We start from the raw sequence: 23,743 nt of genomic DNA on the forward strand, positions 1-23,743 counted from the left end.
AAAGATTATCTGGAGTCAGCCTGTTGTCCTAGGGCAACACCGACATTGACTGTCGGTGCCGCCTCTTACGCTCATCACATGACCGAAGAAGAAGAGGACCGCGCCCGCGACGAACTCACCCAGCAACTGATCGGCTTCCTCACCGGCGCCGGCGTCCTGGCCGACACCGACGAAGACGACGAACAGTTCCGAGAGGCGGTCGGCCAACTCGCCATAGCCCTCATGCCCAACTTCGAGATCCAAGGGCGAATGACAGAGGAGGAGCTGAGCGATCGGATCAGCTTCGCCATGGCTCAGCAGATGGTGCAGCTGCTCTCAGTGTTCGCGTTCCTCTTCGGTGAGCTGGCCAAGGTGAACGACAGCGACGTCACCATGTCGTCGGCTGAAGTCCTGCAGACCATCTCGGCCAACATCAACAACCTGCGCAACGACAGTTAACCGCCAGCCACACGCAAGGAGGGCCCATGCCGGAAATCACGGACCGAATCTGCAAAGGCTGCGGACGTCGGTGCCGCCGCGGATGGCTGCGCGTCCATGAGCAAGGCCAGGTGCAAGCCCCGGGAGCAAACAGCGGTGGACAGCCCGAGACGGTCTACTGCTCCGAGAAATGCCTGCGCACCCAGCTCTTCGACGCCGCTGGCAACATGCAGATGGTCGTCGAGCAGCAGAAGGAGATTGACCGGCTGAAGGACACGATCCGCAAGCGGCACGAAGACAGAGAGTGGGACGACGGGACTAGGCGCCACTTCGAATCCGTCCTCCGCTCGATCCTCGATCAGGCAACGACGATTGAGGACGTGGCCACCGCCAAGGACGTCCAGCCAGGTAGCGAGGACGGCGAGCGGTTCAGGATCGCTGCGCACAACATCCTGCAAATCCTCAAGCCCTACTTCCAGCAGCGTCGGCGAGGCTGAAGAATTCACCGCCTGCTGAATTTCGAACACGACTGCGCCCGGCCGTCCGAAGACTGGCCGGGCGCCGGTACGTCCAGGGTCAGGCGGCAGCAGGGGGCTCGCCGGCCTGGCGGGCCCTGAGCCGGTCGTAGTGCAGCTGCGCCGTCGTGCGGGCCTCCACCTCGATTTTGGCGTGCTCGTCCCGGCCGGCAAGGCGTGCGGCGTACCGCTCCGCCGTGGTCGGCTTCCTCGTCTTCGACTTCTCCGTCATGACGCCTCGCTCTCGTCGAGATGCTGCACAGCGGCCGTGATGATCGCCTGATTCCGCTGCTCCCTGGACAGGCCGGGTGCGAGCTTCACGCGCACAGGCTCCGCCGTCCCCATCAGCAGATCCCGCTGAGCTCGGATCCGGGACAGCAGGGCAGCCCGACTGCGGCCCGTGGCCGCCTCCAGCCGCAGGGCCGAACTCTCGGCTTCCGCCAGGCGCTCAAGCTGCACCCGCCGTGCATCCTCCATCGCGGTCACTGCTCCTCCTCCGATGCTTCTGCGGCCAGCAAGACGGACTCCTCGAGAGCCGCCTTCGCCTTTGCCGCGCGGATCATCTCCTGCAGCTCCATGTCCTGCTGAGTGACTTCAGTGACCCGCGCGTCGATGGCGACGGGCCGGTCCAGGCCGAGCATCCGCCGGCGCGACTCGGAAATGCGGACGGCGGTGTTGATGGCCCGGTCGTCACCATCCCTGATCTTCGGGGCGAGGCGAGCAAGGTACTGATCGAGGCGCTGCACCTCGATCTCCCGCAGCTCGTCGGCCAGCGGATTCACTTCGAGGCTGATCGCGTCCCGCACTCGCGTGAAGGCGGTCCCGAGGGACAGGCCGAGCTGGTCGGCGATGGCCCGGAACGAGTGGCCTTCGAGGCGGAGTTCCAGGCAGGCGGCCTGTTCGCGACCCACGATGGCGTCGTTGCTGTGCGCCTGCGGGATGTCCGTCATGGTCAGTTCAGCTCCTTGTGTTCAGGGCGAGGGCCGGGCCCGCGCTGGGCCCGGCCGGCGGGGTCAGGCGTCGATGGGCGGGACGGCGCTGAGGACCTCGAGTTCGTCCTGCAGGCACAGCAGCTTGGCGACGGCCTTGTTCTTGGTGCGCCGGTCGATGCCGATGCGGGCCGGGTCGTTCGCCGCGGTGTCGTACAGGTGGGCGTGGGTGCCGAGGAGCTGCACGGCGGCCTTGGCGTCCTCGAGGGCGCGCCCCAGCTTCCGGGCGGCGTAGGTGTACTGCTCGCGGTGGTGCTGCTGGTTCGCTTCGGCGGTGGCGAACGCGGTGTCGACGAGGTCGTTCCACGCGTCGGTGAGGGCCTGGCCGGTGTCTTCGATGGCGGCCCGGTTGTCGCCCTTCTTGGTGCGGGCCTTCTGGTGGGCGGCTTCGGCGGTCTCGGCCTGGTCGACGGCCTTGAGGATGCGGTCGGGCAGGGCGCTGCGGTCCCAGGGGAGTTCGATGCTGTGGGGGGGATGCTGGGGCGGGGTGATGTGGGTGCTGGTGCCGTTGAACGACATGGGGTTCTCCTTGCTAGGCCGCGGATGCGGCGGGGGTGTGGTTGTCGAGCTGGCCGGCGAAGTGCCGGAGTTTCTGGGCGTGCCGTGCGGCGAGACCGCGCTTACGGGCGGCGGCGAGTTCGGCGCGCACCCTCTGTCGCTCGGCTATCTGCCGGCGGGCGGCCTCGACCTTCGCTGCCACGACGTCGTCGATGTTCACGAGGGACTCCTTCGGTCAACGGATGGGGCGGCCGTCGCGCTGGTGCTGGACGACGTCGACGTAGGCGTGCAGCAGGTCGGTGAAGCTCTCGCGCTGCTGGTCGGGGTCGAGGAGTGCCCACGCCTTTACGCCGATGACGATGGGGAACTGGTCGGGGTCCTGTGCTTCGGCCTGGACGACAGCCCGGTACATGGGGGATGCGCCAGCGTCGAGGTCGACGATGTCCTCGAAGGTGGTGGCCGGGCGTTCCTGTCGCAGCTGGCCGGTCGCGGTGCCCTGGGTGAGGGCGGCGCCAAGGCTTTCGGCCTGGTCGACGGGGATCGCGGTGGAGCTGATCTCTTTGCCGTCGCGGTAGAGGCTGAGGAAGGCGCAGCCGTCGTCGTCGAAGAGGACGAGGTACTTGTCGGCGGTCTCGTAGGTGGTGCCCTCGAGCTCGATGCGGCCGTTCTCGAAGTGCGGGTCAATGCTCATGGATGTCTCCGTCTCAGGGGGGGGGACAGGGGGGACGCTCTTCGTCCCCCCCTCTCTCGCGCGCTACGCGAGTCCGTATGTTTTTGATCTCGATTTCTATATATGCAGGTCAGGCGCTTGGTTCGAAATTGAACCTTTAGCCTTGCGGATGACTCTGTGTGATTCCGGGAGAGGGAGGGGGGGACAGAAGCCGTCCCCGTCCCCCCTCTGTCCCCCCTAGCTGGGAGCGACCGGGCCGGGGGTGAACCGCCCGTCCGTCTCGATGACCCACTCGCGCAGCACCGCGTAGGAGTAGGCGTCGTTGAGGTGCTTCTTGTCCCTGCTCGCAAACCTGGTCCGCAGGGCGCTGCGCGTCATGGAGCCGCTCTCCTGGACAAGCAGCGCGATGCGCGTCGCAATCCGAAGCACGGCCTTATCGGCCCGCTGAGCCTCTGCCGTAACTTTGGCCTGGTCGACCCGAACCTCCTCGATGATTCGGGCTTCCGTGCGCTTCTCCGATTCCACGATGCGGCGCCGGGCGATCTCCCCGAGTAGCGCGTCGCGAGTGCCGCAGGAAGCCACCCAGACCATGTCGGCAAGCTGCCAGTCTTCGAGCGTCACGTGCCGCCGGCCGGTGAGGATGGCGAGGAGCGAGGCGACCTTGACCCGGACCAACGGGGCATGCGAGTCGAGCGGGTTCAGGTTCGCGACGGACACTTCACCGCGGGCCTTGGCTAGGTCGGCCCGCCGGAGCTCCGCTTTGATCTGCTCGTCGAAGGTGACGTGAGTTTCCTCGCTGGCATTGACTGCCTCGCGCCATTTCGTCAGCTCTCCCGGCCACGACGGACGCTCGTCGGGGATGGACGGGTCGATGACCTGAAGCCACAGGAAGCGCTGAGGCGTACCTTCGGCGACCTCGTCGAAGAGAGCTTCGGCTGTCTCGGGCTGGAAGCCGACCAGCATGCCCATGCTGTACGAGCCCTTGGGGATGTAGCGGGTGGTGTCCTTGCTGGCGTTGGTCTGGCCGAGAGTCTGGCCTACCGCTGCGCTGCGCAGGGTCTCGCCGAGGGTCGATCCGGACCGTTCCTTCATCAGCCGGGTGAGGGTGGCTCCCTCGTCGACGTAGAAGAACGCGTTGTGGCGGACTTGCTTGCGGACCCGCTGGGTGACGGGGGTCTCCGTGCCACCACGACCCTTGCGGACTTCACCAGTCGCCTCTTCGACGATGTCGATGAACACTTCAGCGATGCCCTCGCCGGATCCGACGGGCAGGTTGTCGCGGAAGTCGAGGCCCTCGGGGATGGGCAGGAGCCGTTGCGCCACGTCGACACCGGTCGACTTCCCTACACCGGACGGCCCGACGAGGGCACCGAACAGGTTCAGTGAGGCGTATCCGGCAACACCGGTGTCTGCCCGAATGTGGTGAGACACCATGGCGGAGAGCCTGGTGAGGGTCGCGAGGAAGGCGACATCGCCCGAGCGGGTCCAGTGGTGGCCGGCCTGACGAATGTGCCGGAGTTCCTCGCGGCCTGCGTAGAACTCCTCGGGCAGGAGGCCCCCGATGCCGCTGTCGGTCTCACCTGGGCTTTGGTCGGGCGGAGGCTCGGAGGGGCTGGTGAGGTCGGTCCAGTCGATGTCGTCCTTGGTCGGTTGGGGGACAACGGCCAAGACCCCGCAGCGCCGCCTGACTTCCTCGAGGACGCTTTCCGGTAGATGCCCGGCGGGGCCGTGCGTGGTGCGCCCTGCTGCCGCCCGGAGGATGTCCCGAGCGGCTTCAGCGGTGTCTCCTCCGTAGTTCAGGTGCGCGTAGAGGGTCGGGATGGTGAGCTTGCCGCCGGAGGGCTGGGCTCCCACTGGAAGGTCCGAGCGATCAGACCAGTTGACGGCCACGTGGTCGTCGCACAGCAGGCTGTACGCGCTGCTGGCTCGGTCCCCGCTTGCGGCGGGGCGCAGCCAACGTTGGCGGCCGTCGCTGTGTGTGCCCTCGTAGGTGAAGCCAGCGGGCTGGAGTAGGTCGCTGAAGTCGAAGGTGTCGGCGATGACGTCGAGTGGGCCGTCGCCGCTCAGTCCGACGAACTTCGTGGGCCGGGGGCGTGGCACCTGCTGTACGGGTTGGCCGAGGCGCGCCCGCTTGCGAGCCTGCTTCTCCGTGGCGGCCTGGGCCAGGATCTCCCGCGCTTGCGGCACAAGTGCGCTGATGGCTGCGGCTAGGGGGGCGAGCTCGTACATGACCCCGCTGCCGGGGCCGATGGATGCGGGCCGTTCGAGGTCTTCCTTTCGGTTGATGCTGCCCGGCAGCTTCATGAGCCGGTCGAGGTTGCCGACCTCGGTGTCCCATGACCAACCGCATTGGTACGCCTGCGCCGCCAGGATGGCCTGCACGCCTGTGGTGATGTCTTTGACGTGCCTGGGGTCGTTGATGATGTGCGGCTCGGCGAGCATCCACACCGGGTTGTAGCCGCCGCCCGAGTGGGTCCAGCCTGACGGCTCTGGCAGCCCTGATTCCGCCACCACCTTGGAGACGCCATCGGCGTCGGGCGGTGCCGGGAGGTCGTCCGGTCCGGGCTTGTGCCCGATCGTGCCGTAGTCCCCGTCAGCCCAGAGGTGGGTGAGGGCGTGGGCAAGATCTTCCCCGCCGCGCCCCGTGGCGGGGTCCTCGCGAAGGGTGGAGACCTGCGTGTAGATGCCCTTCGGCTTCCGCTTGTCGAGCTGCAGGGCATAGGTGACGGCAGCCTCGATGCCAGCCTCGTCGGTCGAGAACCGGCGGCCAGCCCACTTGTCGGCGTCCGAGCACACGCTGACGAGCCCGGGAGCTCCTGCATACAGGTGCGTGAACCAGGTGCGCATGACGTTTCCGTCTGCGGTCAGCGGCTCCGTCTCAGTGCTCACTCGTTGGTCTCCGTGCTGGTAGCGGCCGAGATGACGGTCTCGGCGAGGGCGGTGATGTCGCGGCACCAACTTCGTGCGCAGGCACGGACGGTGTTCGCTGACGGCTGCTCTTCCAGGTGGCTGCGTATCGAGCCGAGGGTGAGTTCCCGTCGTGCTCGTTCCTGCTGGAGCTGGGTGCGTAGGTCTTCTGTGATCGCCATGCCGGCGTCCTGTTCGCGAGGGCGAGGCGGTGCGGGTGCCTGTGAGGCCGTCTCGCGAAGCTGGTGGGGTGCCCGACCCCGAAGGGTCGGGCGGGCACGTCAGGGGCGGTCGTGCTGGGCGATGGCGAGCCGGTATCGCAGGAGTTCCAGCTCCTTGAGGACGCGTTCCAGCGAGCCGCCGAGGTAGCCGTCGATCACGGTGTCCTCGTCGATCGGTGCCGCGTTCATCAGTGCCTCGTGGATGAGCGGCAGGTCGTCGGGCTGGAGGTACGTTCCGCTGGTGCCGAGTGCGTCATGCTCGTGGGCGCGGCGGGCTTCGGACAGCTGCGTGTAGTAGGCGGTGCAGAGGTCGTCGAATGCCTGCCGGAGTGCCGCTTCGGGCAGTGTGTTCCAGGCGCCGCGGACGATGTCGTGGGCGAATCCGCTTTCGCGCTGGCGCCGGATCTTCGAGATGGACGCTTCGACGGCGCTACGCAGGGCTCCGGAGTTGGTGAAGCTGAAGCTGATTTCGTCGAAGGTGTCGGTGTTCTGTGTCATCCTGGTTCCTGTCTGGTGATGCGCCTGTCTGGTGGACGGTGGCGCAGTGGCGATGGCCCTGGGGTGGCGACCCCGGGGCCGCTGTCGTTTGCGAGCTCAGGCCGCTTCCAGCAGCCGGATCAAGTCGGCGGTCACGACCCTGTGGCGGGTGCCGAACGGCAGGATGCGGACGGGCGATTCGCCGCGCTTGATGAGCGCGTGCATGTGGCTCTTGCTGACACCGAGGGCCCTGGCAGCGTCGGGGACACCGATAGTGGCCGGCCAGGTGCGGATGTCTTCGAGCGTCGGGGCGTCGGTGGGGGCCATCAGCGGGCGCTCCCGTACTGGGCGCTCTGCAGCCAGGCGTCGATGTCCCTGCGGCGGTACCGAATGCGCCCACCCCGTCCCGGGGTCAGCTTGATGAAATCCGGTCCACAGCCCTGTGAGCGCTTGTCCCGCAGCGTGTAGACGGAGAGCTTGACGACGGCGCTGGCCTCTTGAGGGGTCAGCAGCTCGTCAGGATCGTGCGCAACCGATGCGGTTGTCGGCATGACTACCTCCAAGAATCGCAGCGATCACTGCGATGGCTTGAGAGTAGTGGAGTGTCGTTGGCGATGCAAGCAATGGCATGAGACGCTGCGATAATGACAGCGAAGATCGTGGATGCTGACTCAAAGCCCAGCGGATGGGGCCCCGTCAGTAAGCACCTAGAAGAAAACCTCCCCCGCCTCCGAAAGGCGCGCGGCCTCTCGACGACGGCGCTGGCCGAGAAGTTGAAGGATGTGGGCCAGCACATCCCGCCCACCGGCATCACGCGCATCGAGAAAGGTCAGCGCCGTGTAGACGCTGACGACCTGGTGGCCCTGGCCCTGGTTCTCAACGTCTCGCCTATCGCCCTCCTGCTACCTCCGACTTGGGGCGACGAGCAGGTTCGGCTGACGTCAGAGATCTCCCTGAACGCCCGTACCGCCTGGCTGTGGGCGGAAGGTCGCACGCCGGCGAACGATTGGGCCGCCGGGGCGGCAGGGGCCGAGCTGGACGACAAGGCTGAGCAGGAGTTCTTCAGCCAGCGGGAGAGCTACGAGGCGCTGACGCACCCTGAGGCGCGTAGGCGGGCAGCCCAGCACCCCGCTAATACGGCTGCGGAGACGGCGCGCGCAATGGTCGGTCGGCTGGTCCGTGCGGTTGAGAGCCGCAACAAGGGGGCGGTTGAACGGCAGGCGCGCGTCGCGAAGGCGCGGGTCGATCAACTGAAGACCGAGGTGGAGCAACTTGAGCTCGAGCTCGACGATTAGCCGCTGCGGGCGAGAAGGGGGTGCGGCATGGCTGAGCCGAAGCGGGTCGTCCTGCGGGACGGCAAAGTGCGATACCGGGTGGTCGTCGACGCGGGCCTGGACGAGAGCGGTAAGCGCGTCCAGCTGACGATCACGAGGGATACCAAGACGGCGGTGAAGGAGGAGCGGGATCGGATTCTTCACCAGCGGTCGGCGGGAACGTTCATCGCCCCCAACAAGATCACGTTGGGGGAGTGGCTGGAGACCTGGTTGGAGTACAAGCGGCGCGACGTCGAGGAGACGACGATCCGCACGTACCGCCTGGCCTTGGTCCACGTCGTCGACAAGCTGGGCCACGTGCGGCTGCAGGAGCTGACCGAGGACCACATCCAAGAGTTCGTGGACGAGGTGATCCTCAGCGGTCGCAGGCGCGGTGGCGAGCCCGGGACAAGGCTGGCGGTCTCGACGGTCGAGGGCATCCTGACCAGGCTGCGTGAAGCCCTCGGGCGGGCCGTCGTCCGGAAGCTGATCCCTTCAAGCCCAGCCCAGTACGTCCGGGTGGCGCTCGCCGACAAGAAGACCGACAAGCGGGAGCGCACCAAGGTCAAGCCGTGGACCGTGGCTGAAGTGCAGACGTTCGTCCGCGGCATGGAGGACGACCGGCTGTTCGCCCCGCTGCTCCTGTCCCTGATGGGTCTTCGGCCGGCAGAGGTGTGCGGGCAGCGGTGGACCGACGTGGACCTCGACGTCGGCATCCTTGAGATCGCGAACACCCGAACCATGATCGGCAATAACAAGGTTCTCGAGAAGGACACCAAGACGGCGTCCGGCGAACGAGCCCTGCCGTTGCCGCAAGGTCCGTGGGAGGCGCTGCGGCGCTTCCGCGCCCGGCAGGCCGCAGAGAGGGCCGTGGCGGGCGAGGGCTACGAGGACTCGGGGTTCATCGTCGTCGACGAGCTCGGCAGGCCGCTGAACACGCGACAGCTGCGGGAGTACGCCTACCGCCTGATGCGGGACCTTCGCCTGCGGCAGGTCCGCCTGTACGACGCCCGGCACTCCGTGCTGAAAGCCCTGGCCCTGAGTGGCGTCCCCGACGTCATCCTCGCGGCGTGGGCCGGCCACACGAACGCGAGCTTCACCAAGCGCAAGTACGTGTCCATTGAGGCCGAGGACATGCGGGACGCTGCCATCGCTCTCGACGTCTTTCACGGGGCGCCCAAGGAGCTCACGTGAGAAATTGTGAGATTCGATCATGTGGCGAGTGAGTCAGACTGGCTCTGACCTGCGAGGCAACACGATCACGTAGAACAGTGTCCGGATTCTACTGGCGGTTTCTGCAGGTCCGCGCCGCGGGCCGGTCTGTGGCTTCCTATGAAGACCGCCCATGCCGCAGGCGGCGGGCTGTCCCGGCGTCCGGAAGCCCGGTCGTGTGCCGCACCCTCCACCGCACGTGCCTGCGCGCAGGCACGTCGGGAAACGCCGCCAGCACTCCGGCCAAGGGCAGACCAGCGGGACGCGACCCAGACAAGCCGTCACCCAGGTCAGGACGTGACCCAGACAGGCCGTCACCCGAGCAGGCCGTCACCCAGGCACGAAGTGACCAGGCAGGCCGTGAACGAACGCCACACACCGCAGGCATGGGGCGTATCACCGAGGTCGCGGCACCAGCAGCCCCGACCCGCACCCGCGCCGCGTCCCCCGATGTCATGTGAACCGCAGGGTCAGCCGTCCAGCCGGCGCCAGCCCGTGACGGGACCGGGAGCCGACGCGTCCTCGGGGGTGATCCAGAAGGCCTGCCCGAGTGCCGCGTCGTACTGGGCGCCCGCCCGGCCGTCGCCCGACGAGCGCCCCGTGAGGCGCCGCCCGATCCACGGCATCAGGTGCTGTCTGGCGAACCGCGCGTCCTCGACCCGCCGCTGTGCCCAGCGCACGGGGGCCGTGGCGGCCAACGGCGTCTGCCAGTCGCTCTCCTCGGGCATGCCCAGCGTCTGCCAGACCGCTTCCGCGACCCTGCGATGCCCCTCGGCGGTCAGGTGCAGCCGGTCGACGTCCCACATCCGCGGATCGCCCAGCGACGGCGCGCCGTACAGGTCCGTCACCAGCGCACCGTGGCGGTCGGCTAGTTCCCCGACCAGGGAGAACAGCTCCTCCATGCGGGGACGGAACCGCTCCATCACCGGACCGTTCCGACCGGGGCTGCGCATCAGGACCAGGGTCTTGCACGCCGGAGCCAGCCGTTCCACCGCCTCCTCCAGCCGGCCGCGCACCATGCCCATGTCGCACTTCGGCCGCAGGGTGTCGTTGAGGCCGCCGACGAGTGTGATCACATCGGGCCGGAGCTCCGCGGCGACGGGAACCTGCTCGTCGACGATCTGCCCGATGAGCTTTCCGCGCACGGCGAGATTCGCGTACCGGAAGCCGGGGGACCGGGAGGCGAGACGAGTGGCGAGGACGTCGGCCCAACCGCGGTAGGAGCCGTCGGGCAGCAGATCCGACATGCCCTCGGTGAACGAGTCGCCGACCGCTACGAGACTGGTGTAGGAGGCATTCAATTCCATGGCGACGTCGATCGTACCGCGTGCGCACCGGGGGAGACGTGCTGACGGGGAGGTGCGGAACGGTGGCTCCGCGCCCTCCCCGTCGGCCGTACGGCGCCGGTGTCAGCGGGCCTGCGGCCTGCCCACCAGTTCGCGCAGCACGTCCTCCATCGTCACCATGCCGGACAGGCGGCCGTCCTCGTCCAGTACGGCCGCCAGGTGCGTGCGGCTGCGCCTCAGCGCGGTCAGCACATCGTCCAGCGGGGTCGCGGCGCGCACCCGGGCGATCGGCCTGAGGGCCGACACCGGGAAGGGGACATCGCGCGGCGTTGCGTCGAGGGCGTCCTTCACATGCAGGTAACCGATGATGCGCTGTGCACTGTCCATCACCGGGAACCGTGAGAAGCCGGACTCGTGCGAGAGCCGCTCCAGTTCCTCCGGGGTCGTGCCGACCCTCGTGTACAGGACACGGTCTACCGGCATGATCACGTCCCGGACAGGGCGGCGGCCCAGTTCCAGGGCATGCCTCAGCCGGTCCGCCGAACGGTCGTCGACGAGTCCGGAGTCCTCCGCGTCCTTGACGAGGCGCGCGAGTTCGTCGTCGGAGAAGGTCGCGGAGACCTCGTCCTTCGTCTCCACCCGAAGGATCTTCAGCAGGGCGTTCGCGAAGGCGTTGATCGCGAAGATCACCGGCTTCAGCGCCCTGGCCAGGGTCACCAGGGGCGGCCCGAGCAGCAGCGCGGTCCTCGCCGGTTCGGCCAGCGCGATGTTCTTCGGCACCATCTCGCCCAGCAGCATGTGGAGGTACGTCGCCACGGACAGTGCGATGACGAAGGAGATCGGGTGCACCAGACCGTGGGGCACTCCCACCGCGTCGAAGACGGGCTCCAGGAGGTGGGCGATGGCCGGCTCGGCGACGATACCCAGCACCAGGGTGCAGAGCGTGATGCCGAGCTGAGCCGCCGCGAGGAGCGCCGACACGTGTTCGAGGCCCCAGATGACGCTGCGCGCGCGGCGGTTTCCCGCCTCGGCCTCGGGCTCGATCTGGCTGCGGCGCACGGAGATCAGCGCGAACTCCGCGCCGACGAAGAACGCGTTGACGACCAGGGTGAGCAGGCCGATGAACAGCTGAACGGCGGTCATCGCGCATCCTCCGCCGGATCGTCGTCACCGAGCAGCGGTGCGTGGAGCAGGGCGCGAGCCGCACGGTGTCCGGACGCGTCCACGACGTCGATACGCCAGCCCGTGAGCTCGACGGTGTCGCCGACCACCGGAATGCGGCCGACCTCCGTCGCGATCAGACCGGCCAGAGTCTCGTACGGCCCGTCGGGGACACGCAGCCCGATCGTGCGGAGCTGATCCGTGCGGGCCGCTCCGTCCGCCGACCAGAGCGTGCGGCCGTCGGCGTCCTCGCCTGCCGAAGCCAGGTCGGGTGTCTCGTGGGGATCGTGTTCGTCCCGTACCTCGCCGACGACTTCCTCCACGATGTCCTCCAGCGTCACGACTCCCGCCGTGCCGCCGTACTCGTCGATGACGACCGCCATGGCCGGTTTTCCGGAGAGCCGGTCCAGCAGACGGTCCACGGTGAGGGTCTCGGGCACGAGCAGCGGTTCGCGCAGCATGTCCGACACCCGCTTGCGGGGCCGCTGGTCGGCCGGGATGGCGAGGACGTCCTTGATGTGCGCGATGCCGACGACCGTGTCCAGGCCGCCCCGGTAGACCGGGAAGCGGGAGAGGCCGGTCGCCCGCGTGGCGTTCGCGACGTCCTCGGCGGTCGCCTGGACCTCGAGGGCGGTGACCTGCACGCGGGGGGTCATCACGTTCTCCGCGGTCAGCTCGGACAGGTTGAGGGTGCGTACGAAGAGTTCGGCGGTGTCCGCCTCCAGCGCGCCCTCCTTCGCGGAGTGGCGGGCCAGGGCCACCAGTTCCTCCGGTGTACGTGCCGAGGCCAGCTCCTCGGCCGGCTCCAGACCGAAGCGGCGCACGATCCGGTTGGCGGTGTTGTTGAGGTGGCTGATGAAGGGGCGGAAGACCGCGGTGAACATGCGCTGTGGTGCGGCGACCCTCCGGGCGACGGCCAGCGGCGACGAGATCGCCCAGTTCTTCGGGACGAGCTCGCCGACGACCATCAGGACCACGGTGGACAGCGCCGTGCCGATCACGAGCGCCAGCGAGGAGGACACGCCCGGCGACAGCCCGGTGGCCTCCACCGGCCCCCGGATCAGTGCGGCGATGGACGGCTCGGAGAGCATGCCGACCACCAGATTGGTGACGGTGATGCCGAGCTGCGCGCCCGAGAGCTGATAGGTGAGGCTGCGTACGGCCTTGAGGGCTCCAGCAGCACCCCGCTCTCCCTGCTCGACCGCTCGTTCCAGCTGGCCGCGCTCCACGGTGGTCAGGGAGAACTCGGCCGCCACGAACACACCGCAGGCGAGGGAGAGCAGCAAGGCCATGAGGAGCAGTAGCACTTCGGTCATCGGTTCACCTCCGTCCCATGATCGGGCAGGGGCTGGAGGATCGCGCGATGTCGGCGGAATGGACTACTGGGGGGCTCGCCCATGGGCGGACGCTCACACCTTTCGAGTGGGTCGGACGGTCGAACGTCCATAGTAAAGGATCGGCAAAGAGCCGATCATGCCGGACGGACGGCCGGAGTGCCCCCTGTCGGACGGACGGCCGGGGGTGCCCCCTCAACCTACTCATACGCGGAAACGGGCGGCCCCTCCCTGTCTCCCTCCCTCGCTCAATCTCCCCCTTCGCCTTCCCCTTGCCGGTGCTAGCGGTCACGCGCTAGCGTGATGACGTGCCCAAGACTCAGCTGAACGTCCGCGTGGACGAGGCCACCGCCGAGGCGGCGCGACAGCGCGCCCTCCAGCAGGGGGTGAGCGTGAACCGCTACATAGAGGAACTCGTCAAGCGGGATGCCGGCGAGGTCGGACACACGTTCGTCGAGGCCGCGGCCGACTTCATGAAGCAGTACGAGTCGGTGTTCGCCGAAGAGTTCGGCCCGGAGCGCGAAGGCACCCGTTGAACCTCCAGATCGACCTTTCCTGGCTGCTCATGGTCGCCGAGCACAAGACGCCCGGTGATCCCCAGGTCGTCGACTGGGGAGCGCTCGTCGCGGCCGTCAGCCGGCACGAGGCGGAGATCTTCGGCAGCCCCGTCTACAGCGACCCGCACGCGCGGGCGGCCGCCATGCTGCAGCTCCTGCTGCATGTCCCGGCGCTGGAGCACTCCAACGCGATGTTCGCCTCCGCCGTGGCCTACGGCTATCTCATCGCCTCCGGGATGAAGGTCATCACGTCGCCCGAACAGGTCCGCGACCTCGCCCGACTGGTCAAGGAGGGCAAGGCGGACGTCCGGGCCATCGCCGACGAACTGCGCCGCTGGAGCCTCTGACCCCGCCCCTCAGCCCGCCTCCGCGGTCCGGTCGACCACGGCTGACCTGCGGGCGACCCCGATCACGCACGGCGTGGTCGGCAGCTGCACACCCTTCTCCGGGATGCGGAACCTGCGGTACCTCCCCATCCTGAAGCCGGCCTCCTCGATCGCCGCGACGGTGTCGCGCGCCGTGTGGCAACCACCGAACAGGAGGGGCCACACCGTCCGGTCCGCCACCCGCTGCGCCGTCGCCAGCGCCCGGCCGGAGGCCAGGGTGTGCTCGAAGAACCGCAGCTCACCGCCCGGCCGCAGCACACGCTTCATCTCCGCCAGTGCCCGCGGAAGGTCGCGCACGGTGCACAGGACCAGCGACGCCACGGCCGCGTCGAAGGCCTCGCTCTTGACCGGCAGGGCCTCCGCGGTGCCCGGCACCACGTCGACCGGAACCTCCGCCCGCAGTGCGGCGGCGGCCGCCAGCCGCCGCAGACTCCGCTCGGGCTCGATCGCCACCACCTCCGAGACGGCGCCCGGGTAGTGCGCGAAGTTCAGGCCGTTGCCCGCACCGATCTCGATGACCCGGCCGGACAGCCCGGCCAGGAGTTCCTCGCGGTGGGCGCCGACGCCCGCCTTCAGGTCCGCGGTCACGCTCATCCGCGCGTAGAAACGGGCGAAGACGGGGTGGTGCACGGCGTCCTTGGGGACGTTCGTGCTGCGCCGGCGCATTGCAGGCCTCCTCGGAGGACGCGAAGATGCGGCTCTCCTACGATTCTCCCCCGTACGGGCGTGCTCAGCCCCCTCAGCCGGACCGGCGATTCCCTCCGAGCTCCGGCGCGAGCCAACTCCCGGCGCGTGCGCGGAAGTCGGACGGGGCCAGGGCGCCCGCCCCGGCCGGTACCACGCCGAGCAGCGGAGCCCCCGCCGAAACCGGGAGGTCCTCCACATTGCACCGGGACGCCAGGTCCGGGACGGCCGGCATGCTGCCCACGACCACGCCGAGGCACGTCAGCCCTCTGGTCCGCAGGGCCTCCGTCGTCAGCGCGGTGGCGTTCAGTGTGCCCAGGCCCGCCGGCGCCACGACCAGCGCGGGCGCGGCCATCAGCCGCGCGGCGTCCGCGAGCGTGGCCCCCCGCTCGTCGTAGCGCACGAGCAGCCCGCCCGCGCCCTCCACGAGTACCAGGTCGTGTTCCGTCGCCAGCTTCTGCGCCGCCTCCGCGATCTCGAAGGGGCGTACGGGGGTCATCCCGGCCCGGCGCGCCGCCGTCTCCGGGGCCAGGGGCTCCGGGAAGCGTGCCAGTTCCACGGCGGTCACATGGGCGCCGGCCAGTCGTACGACCTCCGCCGCATCACCCGGCTCACCCGGCGCCAGGCCGGTCTGGGCCGGCTTGAGGACCGCCACCCGCCTCTCCGCGCAGGCGGCGGCCACCGCCGCCGTCACGATCGTCTTGCCGATCTCGGTGCCCGTCCCGGTCACCACCAGGATCGTCATCTCATCCCTCCCTCGCCGCCGCGCACACGGCCCGGCCGATCCTCGCCACGTCGTCGTCGCCGGTCACGTAGGGCGGCATCGTGTACACGAGGTCGCGGAACGGCCGCAGCCACACGCCCTCGCGGACCGCGGCCCGTGTCGCGGCCGCCATGTCGACCTCGTGGTCGAGCTGTACGACGCCGATGGCTCCCAGTACCCGGACGTCACGCACCCCCGGCACCTCCGCGGCTTCCGCGAGACCGTTCCGGAGCCCCGCACCGATCCGCTTCACCTCGACCTGCCAGTCCTGGCCCAGCAGGAGGTCCACGGAGGCGCACGCCACGGCCGCGGCGAGCGGGTTGCCCATGAACGTGGGCCCGTGGGCCAGGACGGGCACCTCCCCGCGGGAGATCCCCTCCGCCACGCGTGCGGTGCACAGGGTCGCCGCCAGCGTCAGATAGCCCCCGGTGAGCGCCTTGCCGACGCACATGACGTCCGGTGACACCCCCGCGTGTCCGGCCGCGAAGAGTTCTCCCGTCCGTCCGAAACCGGTCGCGATCTCGTCGAACACCAGAAGTACGTCGTTGGCGTCGCACGCCTCGCGCAGCACCCGGAGATAGGCCGGCGAGTGGAAGCGCATTCCGCCCGCTCCCTGGACCACGGGCTCCACGATCACCGCGGCCAGTTCGTCGCGGTGGGCGGCTATCAGGTCCTTCAGGTGCCGTACGTACGCCTCGTCCGGCTCCGCGTCGAAGCCGTCGGGTGGCGCGTCCGCGAAGACCTGCCGGGGGAGTGCGCCCGACCAGAGGTCGTGCATCCCGCCCTCGGGATCGCACACCGACATCGGCTGCCAGGTGTCCCCGTGGTACCCACCGCGCCAGGTCAGCAGCCTGTGCTTCGCCGGCCGCCCTGCCGAGCGCCAGTACTGCAGGCACATCTTCACCGCGACCTCGACCGAGACCGACCCGGAGTCGGCGAGGAAGACGTGCCGCAGCGGCTCCGGGGTGATCTCCACCAGCCGGGCCGCCAGCCGGACGGCGGGCTCGTGCGTGAGCCCGCCGAACATCACATGACTCATCCGGTCCAGCTGACCCCGGGCCGCGTCGTTGAGCACCGGATGGTTGTAGCCGTGCACCGCCGACCACCACGAGGACATGCCGTCCACCAACTCGTCCCGGCCGTGCACGGGTTCGGCGAGTCGCAGCCGTACCCCGGACGCGGACTCCACGATCAGGGGCTCCTGGCGGCCGGGCATCGGTCCGTAGGGGTGCCAGACGTGTGCCCGGTCCAGGGCGCGGATCTCGGCGGGGGTGAACCGGTCAGGCATTGGGCGCGAGATCCGTCCCGGCACCGCGGCGGCGCACCGCCACCAGATCCGTGCGCGCGACCTGCGCCTCGGACTGCTCCGGAACCGCCCCCGGGGCGTCGCCGCACGGAGCGCAGCCGCCCTCGTGCGAACCGCAGCCTCCGGAAGGTGCCGCCCGGTGCTCGGGGAGCGTCTTCGTCTCCGCCCCCTCCACCTCGAAACCGGCGTCCGCGATCATGTCCAGGTCGGTCTGGCCCGCCTGGCCCTCGCTGGTCAGATAGTCGCCCAGGAAGATGGAGTTGACCAGGTTCAGGGCGAGCGGCTGCATCGAGCGCAGATGGACCTCGCGGCCGCCCGCGAGCCGCACCTCGACGTCCGGGCACACGAACCTGACCATCGCGAGGATGCGCAGGCACCGCTGGGGAGTGAGGTGCCAGTCCTTCGCGAGCGGGGTTCCCTCCATGGGGATCAGGAAGTTGACCGGCACGGAGTCCGGATCCAGCTCACGGAGTGAGAAGACGACGTCGACGAGATCGGCGTCGCTCTCGCCCATGCCCGCGATCAGCCCGGAGCACGCCGAGAGTCCTGCGGCCTGGGCCTGCTGCACGGTGTCCACGCGGTCGGCGTACGTGTGGGTGGTCGTGATGTCCCCGTACGTGGCCTCGGACGTGTTGAGGTTGTGGTTGTACGCGTCCGCGCCGGCGGACCTGAGGCGCTCGGCCTGCCCCTCCGACAGGAGACCGAGGCAGGCGCACACCTCCACGTCCTCGTGCTGACCCTTGATCGCCTCGATGGTCCTGGACACCCGGTCGACGTCCCGGTCGGTCGGCCCCCGGCCGCTCGCCACGAGACACACGCGCTTGGCGCCGCCCGCCACGCCCGCGGCGGCGGCCCTCTCCGCCTCGTCCGGCTTGATCCAGGTGTACTTGAGGATCTCGGCCTTGGAACCGAGACGCTGCGAGCAGTAGGAACAGTCCTCGGGGCAGAGCCCCGACTTCAGGTTGACCAGGTAGTTGAGCTTGACGCGCCTGCCGAACCACTGGCGGCGCACCTTCCCGGCCGCGGCCACCACATCGAGCAGTTCGTCGTCGGAGGTCGCCAGTACGGCGAGCGCTTCGTCACGGGTCGGCAGTTCGCGCCGCAGCCCCTTGTCCACCAGCGTGTTCAGCAGGTCCATGGCGTCGATCCTGGCGTACGACACCGCCTCCGGCCAAGGAGGAACCGGACAGGACCCGCGGACGATGCTGTGTGTATTGCCACACCCTGGCCTGTTGCGCACCGGGCTAGGGTCTGTGAACTGCCTACAAAGGGACCCGCTCATGTCCTACGCCCCGTTCGACTGGATCGACGACGAGGCCCGCCGCCGTACCGACGCCGGACTCGTCCGGACGCTCCGTCCCCGCGCCTCGCGGACGGATCTGCTGGACCTCGCGAGCAACGACTACCTGGGCCTGACCAGGCATCCCGAGGTCACGTCGGCCGCTGCCGAGGCCGCGCGCGAATGGGGCGCGGGGGCCACCGGTTCGCGGCTGGTCACCGGAACCACCACGCTGCACGCCCGGCTCGAACGCGAACTCGCCGAGTTCTGCGGATTCGAGGCGGCCCTGGTCTTCTCCTCCGGCTACGCGGCCAACCTCGCCGCCCTGACCGCACTCACCGGGCACGATGCACTGATCGTGTCCGACGCGGGCAACCACGCTTCGATCGTGGACGGCTGCCGGCTCTCCCGGGCGGCAACCGCGGTCGTGCCGCACGCGGACCCCGAGGCCGTGCGCAAGGCGCTCCTGGCACACACCGGACGGGCTGTCGCGGTGACCGATTCCGTCTTCTCGGTGGACGGCGACGCGGCCCCGCTGGCTCTGCTGGCCGATGTCTGCGAGGACGCGGGCGCAGCCCTCCTGGTGGACGACGCACACGGCCTCGGCGTGCTGGGGGACGGTGGGCGCGGCGCCCTCGCCGCCGCCGGACTCGCGGGCGGCCCGGGGATCGTCGCCACGCTCACCCTCTCGAAGTCACTGGGGAGCCAGGGTGGAGCCGTGCTCGGGCCGGCCGGGGTCATCGCCCATCTGGTCAACTCGGCGCGGACGTTCATCTTCGACACGGGCCTCGCCCCGGCGGCGGTCGGCGCGGCCTCCTGCGCCCTGACGCTGCTGCGCCGGGAGCCGGAGCGCGCAGGAAGGGCGAGGGCGGTGGCCGCCGAACTGCACGGCCGGCTCACCGCCGCCGGTCTCACCGCCGTGCGCCCGGACGCCGCCGTCGTCTCGGTCCGCGCGCCGTCGGCGGAGTCGGCGGTTCGCTGGGCCGCTGAATGCCGTGCCGCGGGGCTCGCGGTGGGGTGCTTCCGGCCTCCTTCGGTGCCGGACGGGGTCTCCCGGCTCCGGCTGACGGCCCGTGCCGACCTGACGGCGGCGCAGATCGAGTTCGCGGTGGCCACGATCGTCGGATCGGCGCCCCGCGGGTCAGTCGAGGCCGCCGACGCGGCCGCCGGGTCCCCGGCGGCCGCGCAGTGAGGTGACGAAGGACGTCCACGCCGCGCTCGACAGGCTCAGGTGCGGGAGCTCCGTGTCCTTGGAGTCCCGGACGGCGAGCCTGCCGGGGGCGATCAGCGCGGTCTCCACGCAGTTGTTCATTCCGGTGCTGCGGCTGCTGCGCCGCCATTCGGTCGTGGGCTGTGGGAGCTGTGCGGGACGGTCGGACATCGTGCCCCCCTCGGGCAGTCTGAAGGTTCCGCCTGACCGCCGCTGCTCAGCGCGGCGATGAGGTCCAGCGAACGCTCGGGCGACAGCGCGTGGGCCTGCATCGTGCGGAAGGCCGAGCTGTACGCCTCGATGTCTTCTCTCCGCTCCAGATAGAGGCTACTCGTCAAATGGTCAAGAACGACCACATCCAGATCAGAAGTGCTCGGAAAGGAGAAGATAACGAAGGGGCCGGTGAGGCCGACGTACCCTCCCGCCGCGAACGGCAGCAACTGAAGTGTCACGTGTGGAAGTTGGGCCGCCCACAGCAAGTGGCGCAGTTGTTCCGCCATCACCCCCGCGCCCCCGACCTGGCGTCTGAGAACCGCCTCGTCGAGCACCACGCTGAGCCGCAGCGGTCCGGTCGTGTGCAGGACGCTCTGCCGGGCGAGTCTGACCTCCACCAGGGAGTCGAGGGCCGCGGGGGGCAGGCCGTCCAGGGTGGAGCGGGTCACGGCCCGCGCGTAGTCGGCGGTCTGCAGGAGCCCCGGCACCACCGATGTCTCGAGCGTGCGCGCGGCATCGGCCTGTGACTCGAGACTGATGAAGTCGCGGTACTGCGGCGGGATGAGGCCACGGTAGGCGTGCCACCAGCCGTTCCCGCCGCCGCCGGCCGATCCGGCGAGCGTCTGGAGCAGGGAGCGCAACTGCCCGTCGTCCACGCCGTAGACGTCCAGTAACCGCGTCACGTCGTCGGGGGACACCCCGCTCGCGCCCGTCTCGATCCGGCTCACCTTCGACTGGTGCCAGCCCAGCATTCCCGCGGCTTCCCGGCTCGTGAGTCCGGATGTGTGACGCAGACCGCGCAGTTCTTCGCCGAGTTTGCGACGGCGTACGACCGGGCCGTTGCGCACGACGGCCTCCCTCCGTTGTACGGAGAGCCGGCCCCCGTTCGGGGGCGGCTCGGAAAGTGGCCAGTGTGGCGCCCGGTCACTGCTCGCGGGGCATGGTTCACCGGAATGGGCGACAGATATATGCATATCTTGGTGGATCGCAGTTACGGACGGCCTCGGGAGTGGCAGTCTGGCGCGAACCACAATCCGGACCGGTCGCGGACCGGTCGGGACGGGAAGGGACGGCGACGCCATGGCAGACCATCAGGAAGCAACCGTCACCTTGCCGAGCGACCCGGTCTCGGTGTCCGCGGCCCGGGCCCACGTCGCGCGGGTGCTCAGCGAGTGGGGCCTGGCCGAGGACAGTGACCTGGCCGACGCGGTCCGGCTGATCGTCTCGGAACTGACCACCAACGCCGTCCAGCACACGTTCGGTCTGTCACCCACGTTCACCGTCGCCCTACGGCTCGACCGGGACGAGGAGCTGTACCTGGGCGTGACGGACAGCCACCCCCGCTGGCCGCAGAAGCTGCCCGCGGCGGTCCGTCAGGACAACGGCCGGGGCATGGTGATCATCAGGTCCCTCGCCAAGGAATGCGGTGGGAGACTCAGCGTCAGCCCCACGCCCGACGGGGGGAAGACCGTGTCGATCGCCCTTCCCTGGGCCGTTCCGGCGCAGGCCTGACGCCGGGTCATGGTGGGCCGGGGCGGCCGAAACCGCTCCGCAGCAGTGCCGGCAGCGTGGCGGCGGTCGCCGTGTTCTCCGTGACTCGCGCCTGCCGCCACGGCGGCCGCACCCGTGGGCGGTTCGCAGTCCGTGACCGCCGGCTCCACGTCCGGGTGGGCGCGCCGGAACGCGGTCGGGGCTGCTCGTGCGCACCGCCCTGGCGGTGGCCGGGCTCGCCGCCGTGCTCGTGGCGATGCCCGTCCTCCTCCGCGCCGTCCAGCTGCTGGGCGGGGCGTACGTGCTTACCGCCCGCGCCATCGAGGGCGGCAGCGGCACGGCGCTCACCGCGCTGGGACTCGTGCTGGTGACCGGGCCCCTGCTGCACGGAACGAGGTGGGGAGCGGTGCCGGCGCGGAAGGCCGGCACCGGGCGGACGCAGGTGTCAGCGGACCCTCCCGTACCAGACGCTGTTCGACCAGATCTTCTCCAGCCGCACCACCGCCCCGGTCTTCGGCGAGTGCCAGATCCGGCCGCTGCCGGCGTAGATCCCCACGTGGTAGACGCTGCGTCCCGCGTGAAAGAAGACCAGGTCGCCGCGTTTCCGCTGCGACCTGGAGATATGGCGGGTCTTGTTGTACTGCTGCTGCGCCGTGCGGGGGAGCTTCTTGCCCGCTTTCCGATACGAGTAGAGCGTCAGCCCGGAACAGTCGAACCGGTGCGGGCCAGTGGCGCCGTATCTGTAGGGCGCGCCCTTCTTGGAGGCCGCGATGTCGAGAGCCCTCGTCGAACGGCTCGCGGCCTCGGCGTCGTCGACGACGCCCGGGGCCAGCATCGTGGTGCCTACAGCGAGAGTGAGAACCGAGGCCGTACCGACCCGGGCGAACAGAGACGGGACATGAACCTGCGCAGTCATGCGCAACCCTTCGTCAGCCGCCTGTGAAGGATGACCTGTCGGGTTCGGGCTGGCGAAGTTGCCCGGCCGCGCAAGGCGGCTTCACCCCGAGGACCGTCCGGATGTCCGGGCGGCCCGTTGTGCTCGGGTCCTCCACTCCTGCCGATCCACTTCTGTCGACCAGGCATCCGGACAGCGGCAGGACTCGGCGTCCGCCCGGACCGCCCCGCCGCGGCGGCGGGGGCTTGTCGTCCCAGGGATCTTTACGCACGCGCTGCCGGATTTCCTCGCTGAAGCTGCGATATGTGAGAGTCGTCACCACTGATCCGTTCGGGTGGACGGGGCGGATCCGGTGACCTCGCGGCCGTGCCGGACCAGCCCCGTACCAGCGATGGAACGACCGATTTCGTTCACTGTCCGCGCTGGGTGCGCAAGTTGGGCTGTCCCTCGGGAGGGGGACCTTCTACGCCGAACGAGCGAGGAAAACTCATCGGCTCGTCGGGCGTGTCGGGAAGGTCGCCGCAATGGAGTCCTCTGCGTGGGCGTCGGGCGCCCCGGTGTTCAGTGCGACGACGCCGGCGGTACGGCGACCCGTCCGGCCCGCCGCTCCCCGTCCAGCAGCCGTAACGCCCTGGCCAGCGTCTCCGCGTGGATCCGGGACTCGCCCCGCTCGTGCATCAGCGTGAGCGCGTCGCGCAGGGCGGCCGCCCGGGAGGCGAGCGCCTGCGCTGCCCGCAACGCTCCGTAGGTGTCGCCGCCGCGGGCGGGATTGATCCGGCCGAGCTGGTCGAGCGCTTCGAGGTAGCAGTCGATGAACTCCGCCTCGGCGCGGGTGAGTGCGGGCAGTGGCGGGAACTGGGGTGTGAGCATCGCTTGTTCACCTCGCGGGGTGCGGCGGCTGGGACGGAGTGCGGTTCTCCACGACGTGGTCCACCAGCCCGAACGCCAGGGCGGCCGGGGCGTCGAGAATGGTGTCCCGCTCGATGGCGGCGCTGATCTCCTGTGCGGATCGCCCTGTGTGGCGGGCCAGCATCGCCGTGAGCAGCTCGCGCTCGCGGGACGACTCGCGCGCCTGGATCTCCAGATCCGAGGGCTGTCCCCGCACCGGCTCCTCCAGAGCGGGTTGCTGAATGACTACCCGGGCCCCGGGCAGCGCATGTCGGTGGCCGGGGGAGCCGGCCGCCAGCAGCACCGCGGCACCGGCACCCGCTTGGCCGATGCAGAAGGTCTCCACCTCGCAGGCGAGGTAGCGCATGGTGTCGTAGACCGCCGTCATGGCGTGGAAGGTGCCGCCGGGCGAGTTGATGTAGAGCGAGACCGGCCGGTCCGGGTCCGCGTGCTCCAGGTACATGAACTGGGCGATCAGGTCGCTCGCCGCGGTGTCGTCGACCGGTGTGCCGAGGAAGACGATCCGCTCCGAGAGCAGCTTGGAGTACGGGTCCATGGGCCGGGATCCGTATGCGGTGCGCTCGGTGAACTCGGGGAGGACGTGACGGGCGGCGGGACGAATCATGACGTGGCCTCTCCTCGGAACCCCCGGGCCCGGGGGCGTACGTAAAAAATGTACAGGACGTACAGAAGTTACGATGTGGGTTATGGCCTACGAGATTCCGGTGACGCAAGCCCGCGCAGAGCTCGCCGAACTGATCAACCGCGTCGTCTACGGCGGTGAACGAGTGGTCGTCACGCGGCACGGCAAGCCGCTCGTCGCGCTGGTGTCCGCGGCTGATCTGCAACGGCTCGAGAGCGAGGAGCAGACGGCGGAGGAGCAGGTGATCAGCTCGGTGTCGTCGATCAGGTCCTCGGCGCCGTCCGAGGGCGGACGCCGCCGCTTCGGTATCGCCGCCGAGCACCGAGGCCACGACCGGGACGAGTGACCGGGGCGCCCGCGCGGCCGGAACGGGAAAGCCGCGCCCTCCACCGCTCGGCGGGGAGGGCGCGGCTCGGCGCGGCGGGCGG

32 protein-coding genes, 1 pseudogene and 1 riboswitch are annotated in these 23,743 nt (G+C 69.5%); of the genes and pseudogenes, 10 read left to right on the forward strand and 23 right to left on the reverse strand.

What is annotated here, in order from left to right; translation table 11 throughout:
• Nucleotides 1-78 precede the first annotated feature (78 nt).
• Nucleotides 79-438, forward strand: a complete 360-nt coding sequence (locus ACFYY2_RS29760; RefSeq protein ID WP_388748708.1) for a hypothetical protein — start codon at nt 79-81, stop codon at nt 436-438.
• A gap of 26 nt (nt 439-464) precedes the next feature.
• A complete protein-coding gene (locus ACFYY2_RS29765; protein WP_388748710.1) occupies nt 465-914 on the forward strand; it encodes a hypothetical protein in 450 nt (149 codons plus the stop codon).
• 79 nt (nt 915-993) lie between these two features.
• On the opposite strand, the gene ACFYY2_RS29770 is transcribed toward ACFYY2_RS29765, so the two are convergent.
• The 11 genes from ACFYY2_RS29770 to ACFYY2_RS29820 form a co-directional block, all read right to left on the reverse strand.
• The gene (locus ACFYY2_RS29770) at nt 994-1,164 is read right to left on the reverse strand and encodes a hypothetical protein (protein ID WP_388748712.1); all 171 of its coding nucleotides are present in this window, start codon (nt 1,162-1,164) and stop codon (nt 994-996) included.
• Nucleotides 1,161-1,409 (reverse strand): hypothetical protein, encoded by a 249-nt coding sequence (locus ACFYY2_RS29775; protein ID WP_388748714.1) that lies wholly within the window; start codon nt 1,407-1,409, stop codon nt 1,161-1,163. Before ACFYY2_RS29775 ends, ACFYY2_RS29770 begins: the two co-directional genes overlap by 4 nt.
• A 5-nt stretch (nt 1,410-1,414) precedes the next feature.
• A complete protein-coding gene (locus ACFYY2_RS29780; RefSeq protein ID WP_388748716.1) occupies nt 1,415-1,882 on the reverse strand; it encodes a hypothetical protein in 468 nt (155 codons plus the stop codon).
• Between the two features lie 63 nt (nt 1,883-1,945).
• Complete coding sequence (locus ACFYY2_RS29785; protein WP_388748717.1) at nt 1,946-2,440, reverse strand: hypothetical protein; 495 nt, start codon at nt 2,438-2,440, stop codon at nt 1,946-1,948.
• A gap of 13 nt (nt 2,441-2,453) precedes the next feature.
• Complete coding sequence (locus ACFYY2_RS29790) at nt 2,454-2,639, reverse strand: hypothetical protein (RefSeq protein WP_388748719.1); 186 nt, start codon at nt 2,637-2,639, stop codon at nt 2,454-2,456.
• A 15-nt stretch (nt 2,640-2,654) separates the two neighbouring features.
• Nucleotides 2,655-3,110 (reverse strand): hypothetical protein, encoded by a 456-nt coding sequence (locus ACFYY2_RS29795; RefSeq protein ID WP_388748721.1) that lies wholly within the window; start codon nt 3,108-3,110, stop codon nt 2,655-2,657.
• A 216-nt stretch (nt 3,111-3,326) separates the two neighbouring features.
• On the reverse strand, nt 3,327-5,936 hold the full coding sequence (locus tag ACFYY2_RS29800) for a hypothetical protein (RefSeq protein WP_388748722.1): 2,610 nt from the start codon (nt 5,934-5,936) through the stop codon (nt 3,327-3,329).
• Between the two features lie 38 nt (nt 5,937-5,974).
• Entirely contained in the window at nt 5,975-6,178 is a 204-nt protein-coding gene (locus tag ACFYY2_RS29805) for a hypothetical protein (RefSeq protein ID WP_388748724.1), read from the reverse strand.
• A gap of 99 nt (nt 6,179-6,277) precedes the next feature.
• Nucleotides 6,278-6,715, reverse strand: coding sequence for a hypothetical protein (locus ACFYY2_RS29810; RefSeq protein ID WP_388748726.1), 438 nt, complete (start codon nt 6,713-6,715; stop codon nt 6,278-6,280).
• Between the two features lie 96 nt (nt 6,716-6,811).
• Nucleotides 6,812-7,021, reverse strand: coding sequence for a helix-turn-helix domain-containing protein (locus ACFYY2_RS29815; RefSeq protein ID WP_388748728.1), 210 nt, complete (start codon nt 7,019-7,021; stop codon nt 6,812-6,814).
• The gene (locus tag ACFYY2_RS29820; protein WP_388748730.1) at nt 7,021-7,245 is read right to left on the reverse strand and encodes a helix-turn-helix transcriptional regulator; all 225 of its coding nucleotides are present in this window, start codon (nt 7,243-7,245) and stop codon (nt 7,021-7,023) included. Before ACFYY2_RS29820 ends, ACFYY2_RS29815 begins: the two co-directional genes overlap by 1 nt.
• Nucleotides 7,246-7,338: 93 nt before the next feature.
• Between ACFYY2_RS29820 and ACFYY2_RS29825 the strand changes: the two genes are divergently transcribed.
• The gene (locus tag ACFYY2_RS29825; protein WP_388748732.1) at nt 7,339-7,989 is read left to right on the forward strand and encodes a helix-turn-helix domain-containing protein; all 651 of its coding nucleotides are present in this window, start codon (nt 7,339-7,341) and stop codon (nt 7,987-7,989) included.
• A gap of 27 nt (nt 7,990-8,016) precedes the next feature.
• Nucleotides 8,017-9,201 (forward strand): tyrosine recombinase XerC, encoded by a 1,185-nt coding sequence (gene xerC, locus ACFYY2_RS29830; RefSeq protein WP_388748734.1) that lies wholly within the window; start codon nt 8,017-8,019, stop codon nt 9,199-9,201.
• Between the two features lie 488 nt (nt 9,202-9,689).
• On the opposite strand, the gene ACFYY2_RS29835 is transcribed toward xerC, so the two are convergent.
• From ACFYY2_RS29835 to ACFYY2_RS29845, 3 genes are all read right to left on the reverse strand, one after another.
• Nucleotides 9,690-10,526, reverse strand: coding sequence for an SGNH/GDSL hydrolase family protein (locus ACFYY2_RS29835; protein ID WP_388748736.1), 837 nt, complete (start codon nt 10,524-10,526; stop codon nt 9,690-9,692).
• A 102-nt stretch (nt 10,527-10,628) separates the two neighbouring features.
• On the reverse strand, nt 10,629-11,648 hold the full coding sequence (locus ACFYY2_RS29840; RefSeq protein ID WP_388748738.1) for a hemolysin family protein: 1,020 nt from the start codon (nt 11,646-11,648) through the stop codon (nt 10,629-10,631).
• On the reverse strand, nt 11,645-12,982 hold the full coding sequence (locus tag ACFYY2_RS29845) for a hemolysin family protein (protein WP_388748740.1): 1,338 nt from the start codon (nt 12,980-12,982) through the stop codon (nt 11,645-11,647). Before ACFYY2_RS29845 ends, ACFYY2_RS29840 begins: the two co-directional genes overlap by 4 nt.
• A 326-nt stretch (nt 12,983-13,308) precedes the next feature.
• On the opposite strand from ACFYY2_RS29845, the gene ACFYY2_RS29850 reads away from it, so the two are divergent.
• Together ACFYY2_RS29850 and ACFYY2_RS29855 are read left to right on the forward strand one after the other, a co-directional pair.
• Entirely contained in the window at nt 13,309-13,536 is a 228-nt protein-coding gene (locus tag ACFYY2_RS29850) for a toxin-antitoxin system HicB family antitoxin (protein ID WP_388748742.1), read from the forward strand.
• Nucleotides 13,533-13,904 (forward strand): fic family toxin-antitoxin system, toxin component, encoded by a 372-nt coding sequence (locus ACFYY2_RS29855; RefSeq protein ID WP_388748744.1) that lies wholly within the window; start codon nt 13,533-13,535, stop codon nt 13,902-13,904. Before ACFYY2_RS29850 ends, ACFYY2_RS29855 begins: the two co-directional genes overlap by 4 nt.
• Nucleotides 13,905-13,913: 9 nt before the next feature.
• Here the strand turns inward: ACFYY2_RS29855 and ACFYY2_RS29860 are convergent, their stop codons facing one another.
• From ACFYY2_RS29860 to bioB, 4 genes are all read right to left on the reverse strand, one after another.
• On the reverse strand, nt 13,914-14,609 hold the full coding sequence (locus ACFYY2_RS29860) for a class I SAM-dependent methyltransferase (protein WP_388748746.1): 696 nt from the start codon (nt 14,607-14,609) through the stop codon (nt 13,914-13,916).
• A gap of 73 nt (nt 14,610-14,682) precedes the next feature.
• Nucleotides 14,683-15,372 carry a dethiobiotin synthase gene (gene bioD, locus ACFYY2_RS29865; protein WP_388748748.1) on the reverse strand — a complete coding sequence of 230 codons (690 nt, stop codon included), beginning with the start codon at nt 15,370-15,372 and terminating at the stop codon, nt 14,683-14,685.
• Nucleotide 15,373: 1 nt separating this feature from the next.
• Nucleotides 15,374-16,678, reverse strand: a complete 1,305-nt coding sequence (locus tag ACFYY2_RS29870; protein ID WP_388748750.1) for an adenosylmethionine--8-amino-7-oxononanoate transaminase — start codon at nt 16,676-16,678, stop codon at nt 15,374-15,376.
• Nucleotides 16,671-17,834: a biotin synthase BioB gene (gene bioB / locus ACFYY2_RS29875; RefSeq protein ID WP_388748752.1), complete on the reverse strand. Its 1,164-nt coding sequence runs from the start codon at nt 17,832-17,834 to the stop codon at nt 16,671-16,673. Before bioB ends, ACFYY2_RS29870 begins: the two co-directional genes overlap by 8 nt.
• Before the next feature lie 142 nt (nt 17,835-17,976).
• Here bioB and ACFYY2_RS29880 point away from each other — a divergent pair, with 142 nt between their 5' ends.
• Nucleotides 17,977-19,167, forward strand: coding sequence for an 8-amino-7-oxononanoate synthase (locus tag ACFYY2_RS29880; protein WP_388748754.1), 1,191 nt, complete (start codon nt 17,977-17,979; stop codon nt 19,165-19,167).
• Here ACFYY2_RS29880 and ACFYY2_RS29885 read toward each other — a convergent pair.
• The gene (locus ACFYY2_RS29885) at nt 19,117-19,356 is read right to left on the reverse strand and encodes a DUF397 domain-containing protein (protein ID WP_388748756.1); all 240 of its coding nucleotides are present in this window, start codon (nt 19,354-19,356) and stop codon (nt 19,117-19,119) included. The two genes, ACFYY2_RS29880 and ACFYY2_RS29885, sit on opposite strands and share 51 nt — an antisense overlap.
• The gene (locus ACFYY2_RS29890) at nt 19,284-20,246 is read right to left on the reverse strand and encodes a helix-turn-helix domain-containing protein (protein WP_388748758.1); all 963 of its coding nucleotides are present in this window, start codon (nt 20,244-20,246) and stop codon (nt 19,284-19,286) included. Before ACFYY2_RS29890 ends, ACFYY2_RS29885 begins: the two co-directional genes overlap by 73 nt.
• A 232-nt stretch (nt 20,247-20,478) precedes the next feature.
• On the opposite strand from ACFYY2_RS29890, the gene ACFYY2_RS29895 reads away from it, so the two are divergent.
• Both ACFYY2_RS29895 and ACFYY2_RS29900 read left to right on the forward strand, forming a co-directional pair.
• A complete protein-coding gene (locus ACFYY2_RS29895) occupies nt 20,479-20,910 on the forward strand; it encodes an ATP-binding protein (RefSeq protein ID WP_388748760.1) in 432 nt (143 codons plus the stop codon).
• A gap of 166 nt (nt 20,911-21,076) precedes the next feature.
• Nucleotides 21,077-21,196, forward strand: a pseudogene (locus ACFYY2_RS29900) (LysE family translocator); the annotation flags it as partial.
• 138 nt (nt 21,197-21,334) lie between these two features.
• On the opposite strand, the gene ACFYY2_RS29905 reads toward ACFYY2_RS29900, so the two are convergent.
• The 3 genes from ACFYY2_RS29905 to ACFYY2_RS29915 form a co-directional block, all read right to left on the reverse strand.
• Nucleotides 21,335-21,805, reverse strand: a complete 471-nt coding sequence (locus ACFYY2_RS29905) for a C40 family peptidase (protein ID WP_388748762.1) — start codon at nt 21,803-21,805, stop codon at nt 21,335-21,337.
• A 3-nt stretch (nt 21,806-21,808) separates the two neighbouring features.
• A riboswitch (cyclic di-AMP (ydaO/yuaA leader) is annotated at nt 21,809-21,981 on the reverse strand.
• 364 nt (nt 21,982-22,345) lie between these two features.
• Nucleotides 22,346-22,654, reverse strand: coding sequence for a hypothetical protein (locus ACFYY2_RS29910; protein ID WP_388748764.1), 309 nt, complete (start codon nt 22,652-22,654; stop codon nt 22,346-22,348).
• Nucleotides 22,655-22,661: 7 nt separating this feature from the next.
• Nucleotides 22,662-23,297, reverse strand: coding sequence for an ATP-dependent Clp protease proteolytic subunit (locus ACFYY2_RS29915; protein ID WP_388748766.1), 636 nt, complete (start codon nt 23,295-23,297; stop codon nt 22,662-22,664).
• An 82-nt stretch (nt 23,298-23,379) separates the two neighbouring features.
• Here ACFYY2_RS29915 and ACFYY2_RS29920 point away from each other — a divergent pair, with 82 nt between their 5' ends.
• Nucleotides 23,380-23,661, forward strand: coding sequence for a type II toxin-antitoxin system Phd/YefM family antitoxin (locus ACFYY2_RS29920; protein ID WP_388748768.1), 282 nt, complete (start codon nt 23,380-23,382; stop codon nt 23,659-23,661).
• The last annotated feature ends 82 nt before the right edge of the window (nt 23,662-23,743 follow it).

This window comes from Streptomyces sp. NPDC001822, from assembly GCF_042892135.1.
In the GTDB taxonomy this organism is placed as follows: Bacteria; Actinomycetota; Actinomycetes; order Streptomycetales; family Streptomycetaceae; genus Streptomyces.